The following is a 19761-nucleotide window of genomic DNA, read 5'->3' as shown; positions in this document are numbered from 1 at the left end:
CCGCTCAACCTGATCGTTCCCACGCTCCGCGTGGGAATGCAGCTGAGGACGCTCTGCGTCCAAAAGTGGACGCGAAGCGTCCGGTGAGGCATTCCCACGCGGAGCGTGGGAACGATCAACAAGCAAGGCCCTACCTATGCCCACTGCCCTCTACCGATTCATCTGTGCCATCGCACTCTTGCTGCCGATGCTCGCCCACGCCGGCGACGCCGAAGATTTCGTCGCGGCCAATCCCGTGCAACAGGCCAAACTCCTCGAAACCTGGGCTGCGCAGCCCGACCCGGCCCGTATCGAATTGATCAACGCCCTGCAACAAGGCGAATTGACCATCGACGGCCAACCCAAAACCCTGCGCCTGAACAATCGCCTGCGGGGCCTGATCGACACTGCCATGGCCAGCCACCAATTGCTCGCCGCCGACGCCAAAATCCGTCTGACTGCCGCGCAGCAATTGCAGAAAAGCGCGAAACCCGCGCAGCTGAAATTCCTCGACCAGCAACTCGCTGGTGAAAAAGATGAAAGCGTTCATGCCGCCCTGAGTCTGGCGCTGGCCAATCTGCAACTGGTCGACACCGACCCAGCCGTGCGCCTCGCCGCCGTGCGATTGCTTGGCGAAACCGGCGATCCACTAGCGCGGACACGCCTTGAAGGTTTGCTCGAACCCGGCGTCGAAACCGATGCCACGGTGCGCACCGCCGCCGAAACCAGCCTCGCCCAAGTCAAACGCAAACTGCTGATCGGCGAGATCCTCGGTCAGGCCTTCAGCGGCATGTCCCTCGGTTCGATTCTGTTGCTTGCGGCGCTCGGTCTGGCGATCACCTTCGGCCTGCTCGGCGTGATCAACATGGCCCACGGCGAGATGCTCATGCTCGGTGCCTACTCGACGTACGTGGTGCAGTTGATGTTCCAGCGCTACGCACCGCAAGCGATTGAGTTCTACCCGCTGATCGCGCTGCCGGTGGCGTTCTTTGTCACGGCCGCAATCGGCATGGCGCTGGAGCGCACGGTGATTCGTCACCTCTACGGCCGCCCGCTGGAAACCTTGCTCGCAACGTGGGGCATCAGCCTGATGCTGATTCAACTGGTGCGCCTGTTGTTCGGCGCGCAGAACGTTGAAGTCGCCAACCCGGCGTGGCTGTCGGGCGGCATTCAAGTGCTGCCGAATCTGGTGCTGCCGTACAACCGCATCGTGATCATTGCGTTCGCCTTGTTCGTCGTCGTGCTGACGTGGCTGCTGCTGAATAAAACGCGTTTGGGCCTCAACGTCCGCGCCGTCACCCAGAATCGCAACATGGCCGCCTGCTGCGGCGTGCCGACCGGGCGCGTGGACATGCTCGCCTTCGGCCTCGGCTCGGGCATCGCCGGCCTCGGCGGTGTGGCGCTGAGCCAGATCGGCAACGTCGGCCCGGATCTTGGCCAGAGCTACATCATCGACTCGTTCCTTGTCGTGGTGCTCGGCGGCGTCGGGCAACTCGCCGGTAGCGTGCTCGCGGCATTCGGCCTGGGCATCGCCAACAAGATTCTCGAACCGCAGATCGGTGCGGTGCTCGGCAAGATCCTGATCCTCGCGCTGATCATTCTGTTTATCCAGAAACGTCCGCAAGGCCTCTTCGCACTGAAAGGACGGGTGATCGACTGATGAACCAGCCTCTGCTTGTTACCGCTACACGAAAGGCCGGGCCGAAGGTCACGATTGCGGTCGGCGCAGTGGTCCTCGCGCTGCTGATCGCCCTGCCGCTGCTGTCACTGTTGCCGGCGGAAAATGCCCTGTCGGTCTCGGCGTACACGCTGACCCTGGTCGGCAAAATCCTCTGCTATGCCATCGTCGCGCTGGCGCTGGATCTGGTCTGGGGTTACGCCGGTTTGCTGTCGCTGGGCCACGGATTGTTCTTCGCCCTCGGCGGTTATGCGATGGGCATGTACCTGATGCGTCAAGCTGCCGGTGATGGTCTGCCGGCGTTCATGACCTTCCTGTCGTGGAGCGAATTGCCGTGGTACTGGACCGGCACCAACAGCTTCGTCTGGGCCATGTGTCTGGTGGTGTTGGCGCCGGGGTTGCTGGCGCTGGTGTTCGGTTTCTTCGCCTTCCGCTCGCGGATCAAAGGCGTGTATTTCTCGATCATGACCCAGGCCCTGACCTTCGCCGGCATGCTCCTGTTTTTCCGTAACGAGACCGGGTTTGGCGGCAACAACGGCTTCACCAATTTCCGCACGATTCTCGGTTTCGGCATCACTGAACCGGGCACTCGCGCAGTGCTGTTTCTGGCCACGGTGTTGTTGCTGGTGGCGAGCCTGTTCATTGGCTGGCGCCTGGCGCAGAGCAAGTTCGGTCGCGTGCTGACCGCGTTGCGCGATGCGGAAAACCGCTTGATGTTCTGCGGCTACGACCCGCGCGGTTTCAAGCTGTTTGTCTGGGTGTTGAGCGCGGTGTTGTGTGGCTTGGCCGGTGCGTTGTACGTGCCGCAAGTCGGGATCATCAACCCGAGCGAAATGTCGCCGACCAACTCGATTGAAGCCGCAGTCTGGGTGGCTCTTGGCGGTCGCGGCACGCTGATCGGCCCGTTGCTCGGTGCCGGGGTGGTCAACGGCATGAAGAGCTGGTTCACCGTGGCCTTCCCGGAATACTGGCTGTTCTTCCTCGGCGCGCTGTTCATCGTCGTGACGCTGTACTTGCCCAAAGGCGTGATCGGTCTGCTGAAGAAACGAGGTGAACAATGAGAGTCACGGCGAGCGCTGAATTCATGCTGGAACCGGCCTTCTTTCCCGTGGAGCCGAACAAGGACGCCGGCACCAGCCGCGACTCCATCGGCCTCGGCCAACGCGTTGGCCCGGGCCTCGACACCCGTCACGGCACCATCCTCACGCTGGAAGACATCAGCGTCAGCTTCGATGGCTTTCGCGCACTGAACAATCTGAATCTGTACATCGGCGTCGGCGAACTGCGCTGCATCATCGGCCCCAACGGCGCGGGCAAAACCACGCTGATGGACGTGATCACCGGCAAGACCCGGCCCAGTCACGGCAAGGCGTGGTTCGGCGAATCCCTGGACCTGACGCAGATGAGTGAAGTGCAAATCGCTCAGGCCGGCATCGGTCGCAAGTTTCAAAAGCCGACTGTGTTCGAGGCTCTCAGCGTGTTTGAAAACCTCGAACTGGCGCAGAAAACCGACAAGTCGGTGTGGGCCAGTTTGCGCGCACGACTGAGTGGTGAGCAGAAGGACCGGATCAGCGAAGTGCTGGAAACGATTCGCCTGACCACGTCGGTCAATCGCCCGGCGGGGTTGTTGTCCCACGGTCAGAAGCAGTTTCTCGAGATCGGCATGTTGCTCATGCAGGACCCGCAATTGCTGTTGCTCGACGAGCCGGTGGCGGGCATGACCGATGCGGAAACCGAGTTCACCGCTGAACTGTTCAAGAGCCTGGCGGGCAAGCATTCGCTGATGGTGGTGGAGCATGACATGGGCTTCGTCGGCTCGATTGCCGACCATGTGACGGTGTTGCATCAGGGCAGCGTTTTGGCGGAGGGCTCGCTGGAGCAGGTGCAGGAAAACGAGCGCGTGATCGAGGTCTATCTCGGCCGATGAAGACCTAGATCGTTCCCACGCTCTGCGTGGGAATGCCGCCATGGACGCTCTGCGTCCGCCGTTATGTGACGCAGAGCGTCACGGGATGCGTTCCCACGCAGAGCGTGGGAACGATCATCGAGGGAGATTTTGAACATGCTGCAAGTCGACAAGCTGCACCAGTACTACGGCGGTAGCCACATCCTGCGTGGCCTGTCTTTCGACGTGAAGGTCGGCGAAGTCACCTGCCTGCTCGGCCGTAACGGCGTCGGCAAGACCACCCTGCTCAAATGCCTGATGGGCTTGCTGCCGGCCAAAGAAGGCGCGGTGAACTGGGAAGGCAAACCGATCACCACGTTCAAGCCGCATCAGCGCGTTCACGCCGGGATCGCCTATGTGCCGCAGGGTCGCGAGATCTTCGGGCGCCTGACCGTGGAAGAGAATCTGTTGATGGGCCTGTCGCGCTTTCCCGGCAGTGAAGCCAAAGAAGTGCCAAGTTTCATTTATGAATTGTTCCCGGTGCTGCTACAAATGAAGCAGCGTCGCGGCGGCGATCTGTCCGGCGGTCAGCAACAGCAGTTGGCGATTGGCCGCGCCTTGGCCAGCCGCCCGCGTTTGCTGATTCTTGATGAACCCACCGAAGGCATTCAGCCGTCAGTGATCAAGGAGATCGGCGCGGTGATCAAGAAACTCGCGGAGCGCGGCGACATGGCGATTTTGCTGGTCGAGCAGTTCTACGATTTCGCCGCAGAACTGGCCGATCAGTATCTGGTGATGTCCCGGGGCGAGATCGTCCAGCAGGGTCGCGGTGAAAATATGGAGGCCGAGGGTGTACGCGGGCTGGTAACGATCTAGTACAACGAACTAATCTGTAGCTTCCTAACGATAATTACAAACCATGAATTCGACTGTTTCACCTGCCCTGTTTACCCCGAGCTGGCACGCCGAGCTGGAACTCGCTTACGCCCGTTTCGGCGATTGCACGCGCCCGGTCATGCGCCGGCACCTCGGCCCGCTGCGCGTGCAAAAGCACCTGTACGCCGAAGGCCCCGAGGTCTGCCAGCACATCATCGTCCACCCGCCGGGCGGGATTGCCGGCGGTGATCGACTGGACATCAGCGCCCGCGTCGAACCTGGCGCTTGGGCGCAGATCACCAGCCCCGGCGCGGCCAAGTGGTATCGCGCCGGCGGGCCGGCTTATCAAAAGCTCGACTTGAAAGTGGCGGCCGGCGCGACGCTGGAATGGCTGCCGCAGGAAACCATCGTCTACAGCGCCGCGCAGGCTGAGCTGACGACATCGATTGATCTTGAAGGCGATGCGCGGCTGTTCTATTGGGACGTGGTCGCGTTGGGTCGCCCGGCCAGCGGCGAGCGTTTTGATCGCGGGCATTTTCAGGCGCATCTGGATATTCGTCGTGACGGTCAATTGCTCTGGCATGAGCGCCAGCGCATTGTCGGCGGTGACGGTTTGCTGGATTCGCCGATCGGGCTGGATGGCAATCCGGTGTTTGCCACGTTGTTGGTCACCGGCGAGATTGATGCTGAGTTGTTGGAGCGTTGCCGCTCGCTGGGCCATGAAGTGCGCGGGGATTTGACTCAATTGCCGGGGCTTCTGGTAGCCCGCTGCCTGGCGTCTGAAGCATTGCTCGCAAGAGCCTGGCTCATCGATTTATGGCGCTTGCTACGCCCGGTGCTGCTGGGCCGCGAAGCCCAGCCACCGCGAATCTGGAACACCTGAAATGCATTCACCTGTAGGAGCTGCCGCAGGCTGCGATCTTTTGATTTTGTTTTTAAAGATCAAGATCAAAAGATCGCAGCCTGCGGCAGCTCCTACAGGGTGTACGACATTATTTTTAACTGCCGATATTGGATTCCCACAATGGACCTGACCCCACGCGAAAAAGACAAGCTGCTGATCTTCACCGCCGGCCTCGTCGCCGAGCGGCGGTTGGCGCGCGGCGTGAAACTCAATTACCCGGAAGCCATGGCCTACATCTCCGCCGCGCTGCTCGAAGGTGCCCGTGACGGCCAGACCGTGGCCGAGCTGATGCACTTCGGCACCACCCTGCTCAGCCGCGAACAAGTGATGGAAGGCATCGCGGAAATGATCCCGGAGATCCAGGTCGAAGCGACGTTCCCCGACGGCACCAAACTGGTCACCGTCCACCAACCGATCGTCTGAGGCCGCGCCATGACTTACTCCATTCGCGATGCCGTTCACGCCGACCTGCCGGCGATCCGCGACATCTACAACGACGCGGTGCTCAACACCACGGCGATCTGGAATGAACAGGCCGTCGACCTCGGCAACCGTCAGGCGTGGTTCAGCGCACGTCAGGCTCAGGCCTATCCGATTCTGGTGATCGTCGACGGCGAGAACAGCGTGCTCGGCTACGCTTCGTTCGGTGACTGGCGGCCCTTCGACGGTTTCCGCCACACCGTCGAACACTCGGTTTACGTACGTAGCGACCAACGCGGCAACGGCCTCGGCCCGCAACTGATGACGGCGCTGATCGAACGGGCGAAGACCTGCGGCAAACACATCATGGTCGCCGCCATCGAAAGCGGTAATGCCGCCTCGATTCGTCTGCACGAACGCGCTGGTTTCAGCATCACCGGGCAGATGCCGCAAGTCGGCACCAAGTTTGGCCGCTGGCTCGACCTGACTTTCATGCAACTGACCCTCAATCCTGGCGCGGAGCCGCCTGACGCCAACAAGGAGTGACACGATGAACGCCGCCCAGTTGCGCCGCGTCAATGCTGAAAGTTTTGCCCACTATCGTCAGGGCCTGATCGACCTGTTGCTTGATGCCGTGGGTTACGGCGCCAGCGTCGGCTTCATGGCCGATCTCGATGCGGCGCAGGCTCACGCCTATTTCGATGACGTTCAGGACAATGTGAACAGAGGCAGCGTGCTGCTCTGGGTGGTGGTCAAGGACGAGCAAGTGTTGGCCAGTGTGCAACTGGGGTTGTGCCAGAAAGCCAACGGCCTGAATCGCGCCGAAGTGCAAAAACTGCTGGTGCGCGAACACGCCCGTCGCCGTGGCCTCGGTCAGCAATTGATGAGCGCGCTGGAGCTGGAGGCCCGCCATCACAAGCGCGGCATGCTCTACCTCGACACCGAAGCGGGTTCGCCGGCTGAGGATTTCTACAAAGCGTTGGGTTACATCCGCGCCGGCGCAATTCCTGATTACGCCTGCGACCCGAACGGCACGTATCGCCCGACCGCCCTCTATTACAAGATTCTGCAAGGAGCCCAGTGATGATTCCTGGCGAGTACCAGATCCAGCCCGGCGACATCGAGCTCAACGTCGGCCGCCGCACCATCAGCCTGAAAGTCGCCAACAGTGGCGACCGGCCGATTCAGGTCGGTTCGCACTATCACTTTTTTGAAACCAACGACGCGCTGGCCTTCGATCGCGCCGCCAGCCGGGGCATGCGCCTGAATATTCCGGCGGGCACCGCGGTGCGTTTTGAGCCGGGGCAGAGCCGTGAGGTCGAGCTGGTCGATTACGCCGGGCATCGCCGGGTGTTCGGGTTTGCCGGAAGAATCATGGGTGACCTCGACTAACTGATCGTTCCCACGCTCTGCGTGGGAATGCATCCCGTGACGCTCCGCGTCACATAACGGCGGACGCAAAGCGTCCATGGCGGCATTCCCACGCAGAGCGTGGGAACGATCAACTAAGGCAGACACATGAAAATCTCCAGACAAGCCTACGCCGACATGTTCGGCCCCACCGTCGGCGACAAGGTGCGCCTGGCCGACACTGAGCTGTGGATCGAAGTCGAAAAAGACTTCACCACTTACGGCGAAGAAGTGAAATTCGGTGGCGGCAAAGTCATCCGCGATGGCCAGGGCCAGAGTCAGTTGCTCGCCGCCGAAGTGGTCGACACGCTGATCACCAACGCGCTGATCATCGACCACTGGGGCATCGTCAAAGCCGACGTCGGCCTCAAGGACGGGCGCATCGCCGCCATCGGCAAGGCCGGCAACCCGGACGTGCAACCCAACGTCACCATCGCCATCGGCGCCGGCACCGAAGTGATCGCCGGCGAAGGCATGATCCTCACCGCTGGCGGCATCGACACGCACATCCACTTCATCTGCCCGCAGCAGATCGAAGAAGCGCTGATGAGCGGCGTCACCACCATGATTGGCGGCGGCACCGGCCCGGCCACCGGCACCAACGCCACCACCTGCACTTCGGGCCCGTGGCATCTGGCGCGCATGCTCCAGGCCGCCGATGCGTTCCCGATGAACATCGGCCTCACCGGCAAAGGCAACGCCAGCCTGCCGGAGCCATTGATCGAACAGGTCAAGGCCGGCGCCATCGGCCTCAAGCTGCACGAAGACTGGGGCACCACCCCGGCAAGCATCGACAACTGCCTGAGCGTTGCCGATCAGTTCGACGTGCAGGTAGCGATCCACACCGACACCCTCAACGAGTCCGGTTTCGTCGAAACCACCCTCGGCGCGTTCAAGGGCCGCACCATTCACACCTATCACACCGAAGGTGCTGGTGGTGGTCACGCACCGGACATTATCAAAGCCTGCGGCTTTCCTAACGTGCTGCCGAGTTCGACCAACCCGACGCGGCCGTTCACGCGTAACACCATCGACGAACACCTCGACATGCTGATGGTCTGCCACCACCTCGACCCAAGCATCGCCGAAGACGTCGCCTTCGCTGAAAGCCGCATCCGCCGCGAAACGATTGCTGCCGAAGACATCCTCCACGACCTCGGCGCGTTCTCGATGATCAGCTCCGACAGCCAGGCCATGGGCCGCGTCGGCGAAGTCATCACGCGCACCTGGCAGACCGCCGACAAGATGAAAAAGCAGCGCGGCCCGCTGCCGCAGGACGGCGAAGGCAACGACAACTTCCGCGCCAAACGCTACATCGCCAAATACACGATCAACCCGGCGATCACCCATGGCATCAGCCATGAAGTCGGTTCGATCGAAGTCGGCAAGTGGGCGGATCTGGTGCTCTGGCGCCCGGCGTTTTTCGGTGTGAAACCGACGCTGATCCTCAAGGGCGGCGCGATTGCCGCAAGCTTGATGGGCGATGCCAACGCCTCGATTCCAACGCCGCAACCGGTGCACTACCGCCCGATGTTCGCCAGTTACGGTGGCTCGCTGCACGCCACCAGCCTGACCTTTATCAGCCAGGCGGCGCAGGAGGCCGGGTTGCCGGAAGCGTTGGGGTTGAAGAAGAAAATCGGCGTGGTGAAGGGATGCCGGGATGTGCAGAAAACCGACCTGATCCACAACGACTATCTGCCGAACATCGATGTTGATCCGCAGACGTATCAGGTCAAGGCTGACGGTGTGTTGCTGTGGTGCGAGCCGGCGGAAACGTTACCGATGGCGCAGCGGTACTTTCTGTTCTGACCACAAAAAAAGGCCCTTCGGGGCCTTTTGTTTGTTTACCAGTTACACCGCGTTTTCGTTCATCGCTGGCAAGCCAGCTCCCACAGTTTCTGAGTCGAACTGAAATCCATGTTCCAACTCAAAACCTTGTGGGAGCTGGCTTGCCAGCGATGAGGTCAGATCAGCCAACCGGGAAAACATCAGACTGACCTACTCAACCACCAACCGCCCCAACCGCTGCCGCAACATGCGGTTTTCGGCACGCAACTCGCGCACCTCTTCCAGCAGATCCAGCGCCAGCGCAACCCCTTCCCACTCCAGCTCCAGGTCATGCCGTAACTTCGCCGCACGCTTGGCCAGGGCCAATTCGTAATCGGTGAACCGCCATTCCCGGGGCTGCGCGCCCTGAGGTTCGAGGATGCCGTGTTCGACGATTTCGATCACGTAGACGTCCGACAAATCGGCCGCCTCACAGAATTCTGCCAGGTCCAGTTGAACGATCAGGGGGCTGCTCATGATGGGCTACTCCGTCGTCGGATTCAGAAGTTCTCTCGCGGGTTGAACGCGGCTTTCTTTGCCAGTTCCTGCCACAGCGCCTTGACCTCGTCGTCGGCCGCTTTCGGCATCACCGCTTTAAGTTGCACAAACAGGTAACCGCGCTCGCCGGCCTTGTTTTTCAAGCCATGGCCTTTGGCGCGCATGCGCTGACCGTTCTGGCTGCCGGCCGGGACCTTGAGGTTGATCTTGCCGGTCAGCGTCGGCACCGCCACTTCGGTGCCCAGCGCCAGCTCCCACGGTGCCAGCGGCAGCGTGATGATCAGGTTGTCGCCTTCGACATCGAATTTCGGGTGCGGCGCGAAACGAATGGTCAGGTACAGATCGCCATTCGCCCCGCCACCGACGCCCGGTGCGCCTTGGCCCTTGAGGCGGATACGCTCGCCGTCGGTCACGCCTGCCGGAATCTTCACGTTGAGGCTTTTGGTGGTGTTGCTGACGTGCTGACCGTTGGCGTTGTATTGCGGCACCTGGAAGGTGACTTTCTTCGATTCGTTAGCGAGCGTCTCCTCGAGGAAGATCGGCAGTTCCATTTCCACGTCTTGCCCTCGGCGCCCTGCACTGCGTTGTTGCCGACCTTCGCCGCCACCGAAACCGGGGCCGCGATTGCCGAAGATCGAACTGAAGAAGTCCGAGAAATCGCCGGTGTCCTGACCGCCGCCGCCAAAGCCGCCACGGCTCTGCCAGCCCGGTGGCCCCTGGAACGGCTGACCGTGCTGGCCATAACGGCGCAGCTCGTCGTATTCCGCACGTTTGTCGGCACTTTTCAGCGCTTCATAGGCTTCCGACGCGTCCTTGAATTTGGACTCGGCGTCTTTTTCCTTGCTGACATCGGGGTGGTATTTGCGCGCCAGCTTGCGATAGGCCGCTTTGATCGCCTTGTCGTCTGCTGTCGGCTCCACGCCGAGTATCTTGTAATAGTCTTTGAAGTCCATTGAAGGAATCACCATCCGTTATCGATTTCGCGCCGATGCCAGCATGCGCCGATTCGCGCGTGCCGGGTTGACCGATCTCAAGGTTGTGACCGGGTGGCGCAGCAGAAGTTTATCGGCAGTGGACGACGGTTCTTGCGACCGCCGGTGGTTCTGCCGGCCCATGCCAGCAAGTTTGGGGCAAAGCTGCGACTTTCAAGCAGTCTAGTCGCGAAATAGCTGATGACCGGCCTTCGATTCTGGCGCGCACTGACATACACTGCGCGGCCGTTTTTTTGACCGGAACCGAAAGACATGAAAGACGCCTCTCCAGCCCGTGCCTGCGGCATCGACTTCGGCACATCCAACTCCACCGTCGGCTGGCTGCGCCCCGGCATGGAAACAATGATCGCGCTGGAAGACGACAAGATCACCCTGCCGTCGGTGGTCTTCTTCAACATCGAGGAGCGCCGCCCGGTTTACGGTCGTCTGGCGCTGCACGAGTACCTGGAAGGCTACGAAGGCCGGCTGATGCGCTCGCTGAAAAGCCTGCTCGGTTCCAAGCTCATCAAGCACGACACCAGCGTTCTCGGCACCGCGATGCCGTTCAAGGACTTGCTCGGTCTGTTCATCGGTCAGCTGAAAACTCGCGCCGAGACCGCCGCCGGTCGGGAATTCGAACAAGTGGTACTCGGTCGTCCGGTGTTCTTCGTCGATGACGATCCGCTCGCGGATCAGGAAGCCGAAGACACCTTGGTCGACGTGGCCAAGAAGATCGGCTTCAAGGAAGTGTCCTTCCAGTACGAACCGATTGCAGCAGCCTTCGATTACGAGTCGACCATCGAGAAAGAAGAGCTGGTACTGATCGTCGACATCGGCGGTGGTACCTCCGACTTCTCGCTGGTGCGCCTGTCGCCGGAGCGGCGTGGTTACGACAACCGTCACGATGACATTCTCGCCACCGGCGGCGTGCACATCGGCGGGACCGACTTCGACAAACAGCTGAGCCTGCAAGGCCTGATGCCGCTGTTCGGTTACGGCAGCCGCATGAAGAGCGGCGCCTACATGCCGACCAGCCACCACATGAACCTGGCGACCTGGCACACCATCAACTCGGTGTACTCGCAGAAATCCAGCCTGGCGCTGGGCAGCATGCGCTACGACATCGAAGACACCGGCGGCATCGATCGCTTGTTCAAGTTGATCGAACAGCGCGCCGGGCACTGGCTGGCGATGGAAGTCGAAGAAACCAAGATCCAGCTGACCCACACCGACAGCCGCCATGTGCCGCTGGATCGAATCGAAGCTGGTTTGAGCGTGGAACTGAGCCGGGCGCTGTTTGAATCGGCAATCGATGCGCTGCTGGAGCGCGTGCGCGGCAGCGTCACGCAGCTGTTGAACGATGCCGGTGTGGCGGTGGATCAGGTTGATACGGTGTTCTTCACCGGCGGTTCGAGCGGGATTCCGGCGCTGCGCAACAGCGTCTCGGCGATGCTGCCGAATGCGCGGCATGTTGAAGGGAATATCTTCGGCAGCATTGGTAGCGGCTTGGCGATTGAAGCCATGAAGCGCTACGGCGCCATGAACTGATCTGATATCGAGTTGCCCCTATCGCTGGCAAGCCAGCTCCCACAGGATTAACGCCACTTTCAGAAGCGGCGCATGACCTGTGGGAGCTGGCTTGCCAGCGATAGCATTAGATCAGGCAACACTGCCCCCTCTGTTACACCATCCCGCCCAGCTTCAACTCACTCTTCAAGTACGCGTAATAAATCGGCCCCGCCACCACCCCCGGCAAACCGAACGCGGCCTCGAACACCAGCATCGCCAGCAGCAACTCCCACGACTTGGCACTGATCTGCCCGCCGACAATCCGCGCGTTGAGGAAGTATTCCAGCTTGTGGATAAAGATCAGGTAACCCAGCGCAGCAATCGCCACCCAGATCGACAGCGACAGACCGACGATAGTGATCAGCGTGTTCGACATCAGGTTGCCGATCACCGGCAGCAGGCCGAGCAGGAAAGTCAGCACGATCAGGGTTTTGGTCAGCGGCAGCTTGATGCCGAACATCGGCAGGACCACCGCGAGGAAGATCCCGGTGAAGAAGGTGTTGAGCAGGGAAATCTTGATCTGCGCGAAAACGATGTTGCGGAAGGCTTGCACCAACAGGTGCAGACGATCAAACAGCGCCGCCGCCAGCGGTTTGCGTTTGGTCACGTCGGGCACGCGCTGCAGGGCGATGATCGCGCCAAGCACCATGCCGATCAGCAACGTCACGAACATGTGCGCCGCGTCCTTGCCGACCAGTTGCAGGTCGGACAGGTGTTTGCTCATCCATTCGCCAATCGCGACACGAAACTCGGCAGCGCTGGCCGGTAAATAGGCATCGATGAACGGCGGCAATTGCCCGCGCGCGCGGTCAACCACACCCATGAATTTGTCCAGCGAAGCGCCGGGATTTTCCGCCTCATGCAGCAAGAAGCTGATCGCCCCGGCGAAAATCAGCGCCAGCACACTCACCACCAGCGTGCCCAGCAACGCGACCGCCAGCCAGCGGGCGCGGCGGCCTTCGATCAGCCGTTGCAGTTGCGGGGTGAGCATGTTGACCAGTTCATAAACCAACAGTCCGGCCAACAGACTTGGTAACAAGCGCAACGGCAGCACCAGCAGCAATCCGCCGAAAATAATGATGCAACTGACCCAGAACACTACATGACGCTCAGAAAACGTTGGCATACAGCCTCAAAACGAACGGCGTAAAAGGATTGGCAGTCTGCCAGCGTTCCGGGGGGAGCACTAGGAATATGGAGGCCAACCTTTCAGGCCCCATCGCTGGCAAGCCAGCTCCCACAGGTCAAGTGTGGAACACAAACTCAGTGAACAGCCGAAATCCCTGTGGGAGCGGGCTTGCCCGCGATGAGGCCAGCCCAGCCACCACAGATTCAGATGATTATTTTTTCTTCAGGCAATCACTCATGAAGGTCTTGCGCGCATCGCCGGTCAGCGCCTTGGTTTTCGCGTCGGCATTGCAGGTTTTCATTTTTTCCTGCTGCGGGGTCAGAGCCTTGCCGTCGTTGGCCGCTGGCGTTGCCTTGAGGCAGGTGCTCATGAAGGTTTTGCGTTCATCGCCCTTCAGACTCTTGGCGGTCGCATCGGCATTGCAGGTGGTCATTTTGTTCTGTTGCGCCGTGGCGGCGAAACCCTGGGAACACAGGAGCAAACCAATCATCAACAAAGGCACACGCAACATCTTCATGGAGTTTTCTCCTTGTCGCCGCACCGATGGGGGCGGCCTCTGCTGGAGTGTAGTCAAAGCTTGTTACACCTTCCTGCCGTCCAGGTGACTACGCCGGTACTGCTCCGGCGTGCAGCCGGCCTGCCGCGCAAACATGGCGATAAACGCCGAGCCGCTGCTGTAGCCAAGATCGAAAGCAATTTCCTGCACGCTGCGCGAGGTTTCCAGCGCCTCGATCGCGGCGAGATAACGCAGACGCTGACGCCACTCACCGAAACTCATCCCCAGCTCACGGACGAATTGCCGCGCCAACGTGCGTTCACTGACATGCACTTGCAGGGCCCAATGCGCCAATGGCTGATTGTTGCCCGGCTCGGCCTGCAAGGCTTCGAGAATCGCCAGCAAACCCGGACTGCTGGCGTACGGCAGATAACACTCGTGCACCGGTGCCTGTTGCAATTGATCAACCAGAACCTGCGCCAGGCGCTGGTCAGCGTCCAGTTCGGGGATCTTTACATCGCGGGCGGCGAAGTCCTTGAGAATCGCCTTGAGAATGTCGCTGATCGCCAAGGTGCACGCACGCCGGGGCAAATCGACGCAGACCTTGGAATCCAGACACACCGCGCGATAGTTGACCGGTTGATGGCTGTAGAAACTGTGCTCGACCTGCGGCGGCACCCACACCGCGTATTGCGGCGGGGACATGAATCGGCTGCCGTCGACATCCATATGCAGCACACCGTGGGCGGCATATTCCAGCGTGCCCCACGGATGCCGGTGCGGCGCAGCAAATTCATGGGCGTTGAAATCGGCATAGCGGAAATACACCGCCGACGGCAGCTCGCTGAAATCCAGCAGATCGATGTGTTTACTGTTCATGCTGTCCGGTTTCAGAGGCAGGTTGTCCGGTTCGAAGTATAGGCCTGCATCCAGACAAGGGATAATTGCGCTTCATCAACGTACTGGTTTCAACGCATGCAATACGCTTTTCCGCTGCTGGCGATTTTTATCTGGGCCGGCAATACCGTGATCAACAAACTGGCGGTCGGGGCAATCTTCCCGGCCGAGATTGGTTTCTACCGCTGGCTGCTCGCCGGCCTGCTGTTCACGCCGTTCATGCTCAGAGCGGTGATCGCGCACTGGCCGCAGATCCGTCCGAACCTAGGCAAGATTTTCGTCCTCGGCGTGCTCGGCATGGCGGTGTATCAGAGCCTCGCCTACTTCGCCGCCACCCTGACCACGGCGACAAACATGGGCATCATTCTGTCGCTGATGCCGTTGATGTCGCTGGCCATGGCGATCATCAGCCTAGGTCAGCGTCTGACGGCTGGGGCACTGATTGGCGCCGTGCTGTCGTTCGCCGGCGTGCTGGTGGTGGTGTCGTCCGGCAGCCTCGGCGCGCTGTTGCAACACGGGGTGAACATGGGCGACGCGATGATGCTGATCGCGACCCTCGCCTATGCGATTTACAGCACGTTGTTGAAGAAATGGCAGCTGCGTTTACCGCCATTGGTTTTGCTGTATTTGCAGGTGCTGGTGGCGATTGTCGTGTTGTTTCCGCTGTATGCCGCTTCACCGAAAACCGGTTTGACCCTGCAGAACATTCCGCTGGTGTTGTATGCGTGCCTGTTGGCCTCGATGGTTGCGCCGCTGGCGTGGATGCAGGCGGTGCAGCGTCTGGGGCCTAGCCGGACGACATTGTTCTTTAACTTGCTGCCGCTGATTACCGCGCTGATTGCCGCAGTGGTGTTGAAGGAGCAGTTGGCGATGTATCACCTGGTCGGGGGGTTGTTGACGTTGGGTGGGGTGATTCTGTCTGAGCGTTGGACCACCGTGCTTGGCCGCCGGATCAGCGTTGCCTGATCGGGGGCCATCGCTGGCAAGCCAGCTCCCACAGGTGACCGCGTTCCTTCTGTTGAAATGCGTTCCACTGTGGGAGCTGGCTTGCCAGCGATGAACGATAACGCGGTCTGACTGTTAAACCCCGGCAGCTTCTAATCGCGCCGCATGCTCGACAAACAGCTGCACCGGATCCGCCCCTTTGCCGACCAGGCCCAACGACTGGTTAACAATGTCGAAGTGATCCAACGGATAGTCATCGCCAATCACCGTGCCCAGATGGGAGCTGTAGCGCCCGACCATGCCGTCGCACTGCCCCGGCTCACGCACAAAAGTTTTCGCGAACAACCGGCAGCTGCGATTGGTCCCGTCAAACAGATTGCCGCCACGATCAGTCTTGCCCGGTTGCAACGTACCCGACCACGAGTAATAGCGTACGCCGTTGACCTCCTCCGGTCCCTGGCCACCCCACGTTTCAGGCAGCCCCTGTGGATAACGCTGATTAAACAGCGCCACACCTTCGGTCGTCAGCGATTGATGCGAGGCGTGAATATCCACCGGCAATTTCGGCCCGTGATAACCGGTCTCGAGTAACGCCATCAGCCATCCGACAAAACGCAGCAACGCCTCAAGCAGACGGCCCTTGGCACTGTCCGCCGGATAGTGTCTTTGCAGATAGTCGGCGAGTTCCGATCCATGATTAGGGCCGGCCACTGACGTGACTGAAGCGACCAGATCCGGCCGTTTCGCCGCTGCATAACGCGCCGTCAACGAACCCTGGCTGTGGCCGAACAGGTTGACCTTGGCCGCACCAGTCTCCCGCAAGATCTCGTCAATCTGCGCCAGCAATTGCTCGCCGCGCACTTCAGTCGAGTTGAGCGGCGAAACCTGCACGGCAATCACCGTTGCACCACCACGACGCAATGCCTTGATGATTCCGTACCAATACGGATAGAGCACCAACCGGATAAACCCGAGCATGCCCGGCACCAGAACGAGTGGATAACGCGTCGACATGGGCAAACATCCTTGTGGTCGGTGAGTGGAGACAAGGCGTGCAAAACGCCCGCCAAGCATCCTCCCTGATGATGACAACTCGACCACCAGCCTACTTCAGGCCCACCACCCCTGCCATAAACACGCAAAAGAACGCCCGGGCGAGGCTGAGCAATCGGGCCTGAGGCATCACCCGCCAGGCCGGGGTAAAACCGATAAAACTTTTTGCTTCGCTCAGGACTCACAACTTGGGTAGCGACTACGTCCGCAGAACGTGGCGCCCATCGGATTAGCCTCCTGGAGATTAAAATGAGCGACGACCTGCATCTGTCAGATGTTCAAACCCTGCGCGATCGTGCGCGCCAACACGTCGAGAACGGCGCCGTCACCGAGGGCTACAGCGCCGACCGTGAAGAGGTGCTGCGCTTGCTGAACGAATCGCTGGCCACTGAACTGGTCTGCGTGTTGCGCTACAAGCGCCACTACTTCATGGCCAATGGCGTGAAAGCCCACGTGGCTGCCGAAGAGTTTCTCGAACATGCCACTCAGGAAGCCCAGCACGCCGACCGTCTGGCCGAGCGCATTGTGCAATTGGGTGGCGAGCCGGAGTTCAACCCCGACCTGCTGTCGAAAATGTCCCACGCGCAATACGTGGCCGGCAACACCCTCAAAGAAATGGTCTACGAAGACTTGGTGGCCGAGCGAATCGCCATCGACAGCTATCGTGAAATCATCCAGTACATCGGCGAGAAAGACCCGACGACCCGTCGGATCTTCGAAGATATTCTGGCCCAGGAAGAAGAGCATGCCGATGACATGGCTGACATCCTGAACGACCTCTGATACCTGATGACTGATCGTTCCCACGCTCTGCGTGGGAATGCAGCCCGGCACGCTCTGCGTGCCTTTTTTATGCCAAGCGCGGAGCGACCGTTGAGGCGTTCCCACGCAGAACGTGGGAACGACCGGGAACCGATTATTTAGTAGGTTTTACGGTCACTGGCGCCTTGCCCGCCTTCATCTGCTCAAGCAACGGTGCACACTGATTCGGCTCACCGCCACTCGGCGCGACCAGCGCCAACAGCCCCGCCGCCGGCGCTGCAATCACGCCCAGTGCAACCATCCCCGCCCCGCGCAGCATCAGCGGCACAGCCTTCACACCCGCATCCGGTTTGATGAACTTGCCGCGCACGTACAGCGGCGAGCGCAGGGAGATCAAACGCCAGCCCTTCGATTCCGGCGTCACCGTCAGATCCAGCTGTTCGGTGGCCATGTTTGCCGTGCCGTCGATGTAGATGATCGCGTTCTCGGTATCGAAGACAAACAGCTGCGTGGTCGCCAGACCGGTCTTGATGTCGAAATCCGCCGCTGCGCAATTGATCTTCACTTCCTTGTCACCAAAGATCTTGCCGACCACGTAGTTGCCGACGTTGAGCCCGGCCAGCTCCATCAGTTCGCGACTGATTGCACCGTCATTGATCAACATCTTCAGTTTGCCGTTAGCACCGCCGAGCAACTTGGCGACCGAATTGCCGCGACCGTTGATATCCGCGTCACCGTTGAGTTCGCCGAAGCTGGTTTTCATCGGCTCGAAAGTGGGGAACAACTCTTTGAGTTTGAAGCGACGCGCGGTCAGTTTGGCCCGGCCTTCCAGCGGCTCCGTGCGTCCATTGAGACGAATCTGCGCGTCAAGATTGCCGCCAGCCACGCCGAAGCGTAGCGGCTCCAGACTCAGTTCGCCGTCGTTGAGTTTCAGGTGGGTATAGAGGTCATTGAACGGCAGCTTCTCGCTATGCACGATGCGCTTGCCGGTAAATTCGACGTCAGCGTCCATCGCACGCCAGCGGTCGGTCTTGAACTCCTCGACGGGAAGGACTTTGTCCGCCGGCTGCTTGCTCTCGCCTCCGCGCGCCTTTTGCTTGTCGTTGGAGTCGGCGCCGATCAGCGGTGCGAGGTCGGCGAACAACAGTTGATTGGAGAGCAACGCGCCGCTGAGTTTTGGCCGTGGCTGGCTGGCGACGTAAGTCAGGTCGCCATGGATATCACTGCTGCCGATCTTGCCGTTGAATTGCTCATAGGTGAATTTCGCGCCGCCGGCGTCATGCAGCTTGGCGATCAGATGGCCGTCGGTGGAGTACGGCGGCGTGTCCGGAAGGGTCACACCGGTTAACGGATAGAGGTTGCCGAGGCTGGCGCCAGCCAGTTTCAGGCGCAGATCGAGTGCACCAAGATTCAGCGGGTCGGTCAACGTGCCGGCCAGTTCGATGCTGGTGTCGCCGATCTTCGCCTGAGCCTGCAACGGGAATGGCTTGCTTGCGTCCTGCAGCGCCAGCAGCCCGCCGATCTTGCCTTGGCCGGTGAGATTCTGGCCGTGGTATTGGCCTTTGACCTTCAAGGCGAACGCGTAATCCTGCGGTGCACCACCCTTGTCCTGCGCAGTTTTCGCCGCTTTGTCACCGACGATATCGCTGTATGGAATCGGCTTGCCCAGCGGATCAATCAGCAAATCGAGATTGGTTTTCAGCGTTTGATCATCGAGGGTGACGTGGCCCTTGTCGAAACCGATGGCGCCAATGTCGACCACCCAGCTCGACGGTTCGGCATTCGGGTCTTTCGGATCGAATTTGAACGTCCAGTTCGCGCGGCCATCGGCCAAGCGCTGCAGATCTGCATTCGGCTCCGTCAGGTCAATGCGTGGAATCACCACCCGTTGCGCCAGCAAAGCCAGCGGCGAAATGCGCAACTCGACACGTTTTAGCGTGACCATCTGCGGTTTTTTTGACCAGTCCGGATTACCCAGGCTCAGGTCCTCGGCGACCACATGCGGCCATGGCACCCAGGCACGCCAGCCGCCCTCGTCCGGCTCGCGCTGCCAGATCACCGCGAGGTTGCCGTTGATGGCAAACGGTCGATGCAATTCTTCCGAGACTTTGGCGTTGATCGGCGGTTTGATCCGGTTCCAGTCGAAGAACACGATGATCAAGACCAGCACGGCCAGTAGCAGCACGAGGATGGCGAAGGTCCAACTGAAGATTTTTCCAGTGCGCGTCATGCACAAAGCTCCTGATCACGTGCGCCCTGTCATCGCGGCGCACGGCTGAAACGGCGGGCTAAAGCAGCCCCTATGAAGTCTGTGACTGGCAAAAGGCCCGCAGGTTTAACCGAAAAACCGATTAAGGCGCAAAAACCTGCGTGAAAGCTGACCAGTCAGTCGAGCGACGTTACCGCGACCCGCACGGTTGCGAGGCGCGAGTGGGTCGAAACTACCCACCTCGGTGCAAAAC

20 protein-coding genes are annotated in these 19761 nt (G+C 60.4%); 13 read left to right on the top strand and 7 right to left on the bottom strand.

What is annotated here, in order from left to right; translation table 11 throughout:
- The first annotated feature begins 136 nt into the window (after window positions 1-136).
- From urtB to ureC, 10 genes are all read left to right on the top strand, one after another.
- A complete protein-coding gene (gene urtB / locus AC3Y64_RS03020) occupies window positions 137-1639 on the top strand; it encodes an urea ABC transporter permease subunit UrtB (RefSeq protein ID WP_489986393.1) in 1503 nt (500 codons plus the stop codon).
- Window positions 1639-2718 (top strand): urea ABC transporter permease subunit UrtC, encoded by a 1080-nt coding sequence (urtC, locus tag AC3Y64_RS03015; protein WP_489986392.1) that lies wholly within the window; start codon window positions 1639-1641, stop codon window positions 2716-2718. Before urtB ends, urtC begins: the two co-directional genes overlap by 1 nt.
- A complete protein-coding gene (gene urtD, locus AC3Y64_RS03010) occupies window positions 2715-3584 on the top strand; it encodes an urea ABC transporter ATP-binding protein UrtD (RefSeq protein WP_489986391.1) in 870 nt (289 codons plus the stop codon). The genes urtC and urtD overlap by 4 nt, the downstream gene beginning before the upstream one ends.
- Before the next feature lie 135 nt (window positions 3585-3719).
- Window positions 3720-4418: an urea ABC transporter ATP-binding subunit UrtE gene (gene urtE / locus AC3Y64_RS03005; RefSeq protein WP_038360486.1), complete on the top strand. Its 699-nt coding sequence runs from the start codon at window positions 3720-3722 to the stop codon at window positions 4416-4418.
- A gap of 43 nt (window positions 4419-4461) precedes the next feature.
- Window positions 4462-5301, top strand: a complete 840-nt coding sequence (locus tag AC3Y64_RS03000; protein ID WP_489986390.1) for an urease accessory protein UreD — start codon at window positions 4462-4464, stop codon at window positions 5299-5301.
- Between the two features lie 141 nt (window positions 5302-5442).
- On the top strand, window positions 5443-5745 hold the full coding sequence (gene ureA / locus AC3Y64_RS02995; RefSeq protein WP_016984788.1) for an urease subunit gamma: 303 nt from the start codon (window positions 5443-5445) through the stop codon (window positions 5743-5745).
- 9 nt (window positions 5746-5754) lie between these two features.
- Complete coding sequence (locus tag AC3Y64_RS02990) at window positions 5755-6288, top strand: GNAT family N-acetyltransferase (RefSeq protein WP_158954541.1); 534 nt, start codon at window positions 5755-5757, stop codon at window positions 6286-6288.
- 4 nt (window positions 6289-6292) lie between these two features.
- Entirely contained in the window at window positions 6293-6826 is a 534-nt protein-coding gene (locus tag AC3Y64_RS02985; RefSeq protein WP_489986389.1) for a GNAT family N-acetyltransferase, read from the top strand.
- Window positions 6826-7134, top strand: a complete 309-nt coding sequence (locus AC3Y64_RS02980; protein ID WP_489986388.1) for an urease subunit beta — start codon at window positions 6826-6828, stop codon at window positions 7132-7134. The genes AC3Y64_RS02985 and AC3Y64_RS02980 overlap by 1 nt, the downstream gene beginning before the upstream one ends.
- 126 nt (window positions 7135-7260) lie before the next feature.
- Window positions 7261-8961: an urease subunit alpha gene (gene ureC / locus AC3Y64_RS02975; protein WP_064388701.1), complete on the top strand. Its 1701-nt coding sequence runs from the start codon at window positions 7261-7263 to the stop codon at window positions 8959-8961.
- Window positions 8962-9150: 189 nt separating this feature from the next.
- Here ureC and AC3Y64_RS02970 read toward each other — a convergent pair whose 3' ends face one another.
- Window positions 9151-9456 (bottom strand): chaperone modulator CbpM, encoded by a 306-nt coding sequence (locus AC3Y64_RS02970; protein WP_489986387.1) that lies wholly within the window; start codon window positions 9454-9456, stop codon window positions 9151-9153.
- 23 nt (window positions 9457-9479) lie between these two features.
- Window positions 9480-10430, bottom strand: coding sequence for a DnaJ C-terminal domain-containing protein (locus AC3Y64_RS02965; RefSeq protein ID WP_489986386.1), 951 nt, complete (start codon window positions 10428-10430; stop codon window positions 9480-9482).
- Window positions 10431-10721: 291 nt separating this feature from the next.
- On the opposite strand from AC3Y64_RS02965, the gene AC3Y64_RS02960 reads away from it, so the two are divergent.
- Entirely contained in the window at window positions 10722-11996 is a 1275-nt protein-coding gene (locus AC3Y64_RS02960) for an Hsp70 family protein (protein ID WP_489986385.1), read from the top strand.
- A gap of 133 nt (window positions 11997-12129) precedes the next feature.
- On the opposite strand, the gene AC3Y64_RS02955 is transcribed toward AC3Y64_RS02960, so the two are convergent.
- The 3 genes from AC3Y64_RS02955 to AC3Y64_RS02945 all read right to left on the bottom strand — a co-directional run bounded on the left by AC3Y64_RS02955 (window position 12130) and on the right by AC3Y64_RS02945 (window position 14521).
- A complete protein-coding gene (locus AC3Y64_RS02955) occupies window positions 12130-13143 on the bottom strand; it encodes an AI-2E family transporter (protein ID WP_489986384.1) in 1014 nt (337 codons plus the stop codon).
- A gap of 214 nt (window positions 13144-13357) precedes the next feature.
- Window positions 13358-13663 carry a PsiF family protein gene (locus tag AC3Y64_RS02950; protein ID WP_489986383.1) on the bottom strand — a complete coding sequence of 102 codons (306 nt, stop codon included), beginning with the start codon at window positions 13661-13663 and terminating at the stop codon, window positions 13358-13360.
- 63 nt (window positions 13664-13726) lie between these two features.
- Window positions 13727-14521 (bottom strand): AraC family transcriptional regulator, encoded by a 795-nt coding sequence (locus tag AC3Y64_RS02945; protein WP_489986382.1) that lies wholly within the window; start codon window positions 14519-14521, stop codon window positions 13727-13729.
- Between the two features lie 96 nt (window positions 14522-14617).
- On the opposite strand from AC3Y64_RS02945, the gene AC3Y64_RS02940 reads away from it, so the two are divergent.
- Window positions 14618-15505, top strand: a complete 888-nt coding sequence (locus AC3Y64_RS02940) for a DMT family transporter (RefSeq protein WP_489986381.1) — start codon at window positions 14618-14620, stop codon at window positions 15503-15505.
- Between the two features lie 114 nt (window positions 15506-15619).
- On the opposite strand, the gene AC3Y64_RS02935 is transcribed toward AC3Y64_RS02940, so the two are convergent.
- Window positions 15620-16498 carry an esterase/lipase family protein gene (locus AC3Y64_RS02935; RefSeq protein ID WP_489986380.1) on the bottom strand — a complete coding sequence of 293 codons (879 nt, stop codon included), beginning with the start codon at window positions 16496-16498 and terminating at the stop codon, window positions 15620-15622.
- Window positions 16499-16786: 288 nt separating this feature from the next.
- Between AC3Y64_RS02935 and AC3Y64_RS02930 the strand changes: the two genes are divergently transcribed.
- On the top strand, window positions 16787-17320 hold the full coding sequence (locus tag AC3Y64_RS02930) for a ferritin-like domain-containing protein (RefSeq protein ID WP_034151608.1): 534 nt from the start codon (window positions 16787-16789) through the stop codon (window positions 17318-17320).
- A 133-nt stretch (window positions 17321-17453) separates the two neighbouring features.
- On the opposite strand, the gene AC3Y64_RS02925 is transcribed toward AC3Y64_RS02930, so the two are convergent.
- The gene (locus AC3Y64_RS02925) at window positions 17454-19529 is read right to left on the bottom strand and encodes an AsmA family protein (RefSeq protein WP_489986379.1); all 2076 of its coding nucleotides are present in this window, start codon (window positions 19527-19529) and stop codon (window positions 17454-17456) included.
- Window positions 19530-19761: the final 232 nt, after the last annotated feature.

It is taken from the genome of Pseudomonas sp. 4CAES_32.4 (assembly GCF_058136335.1).
This window is presented reverse-complemented; position numbering and strand designations above follow the sequence as displayed.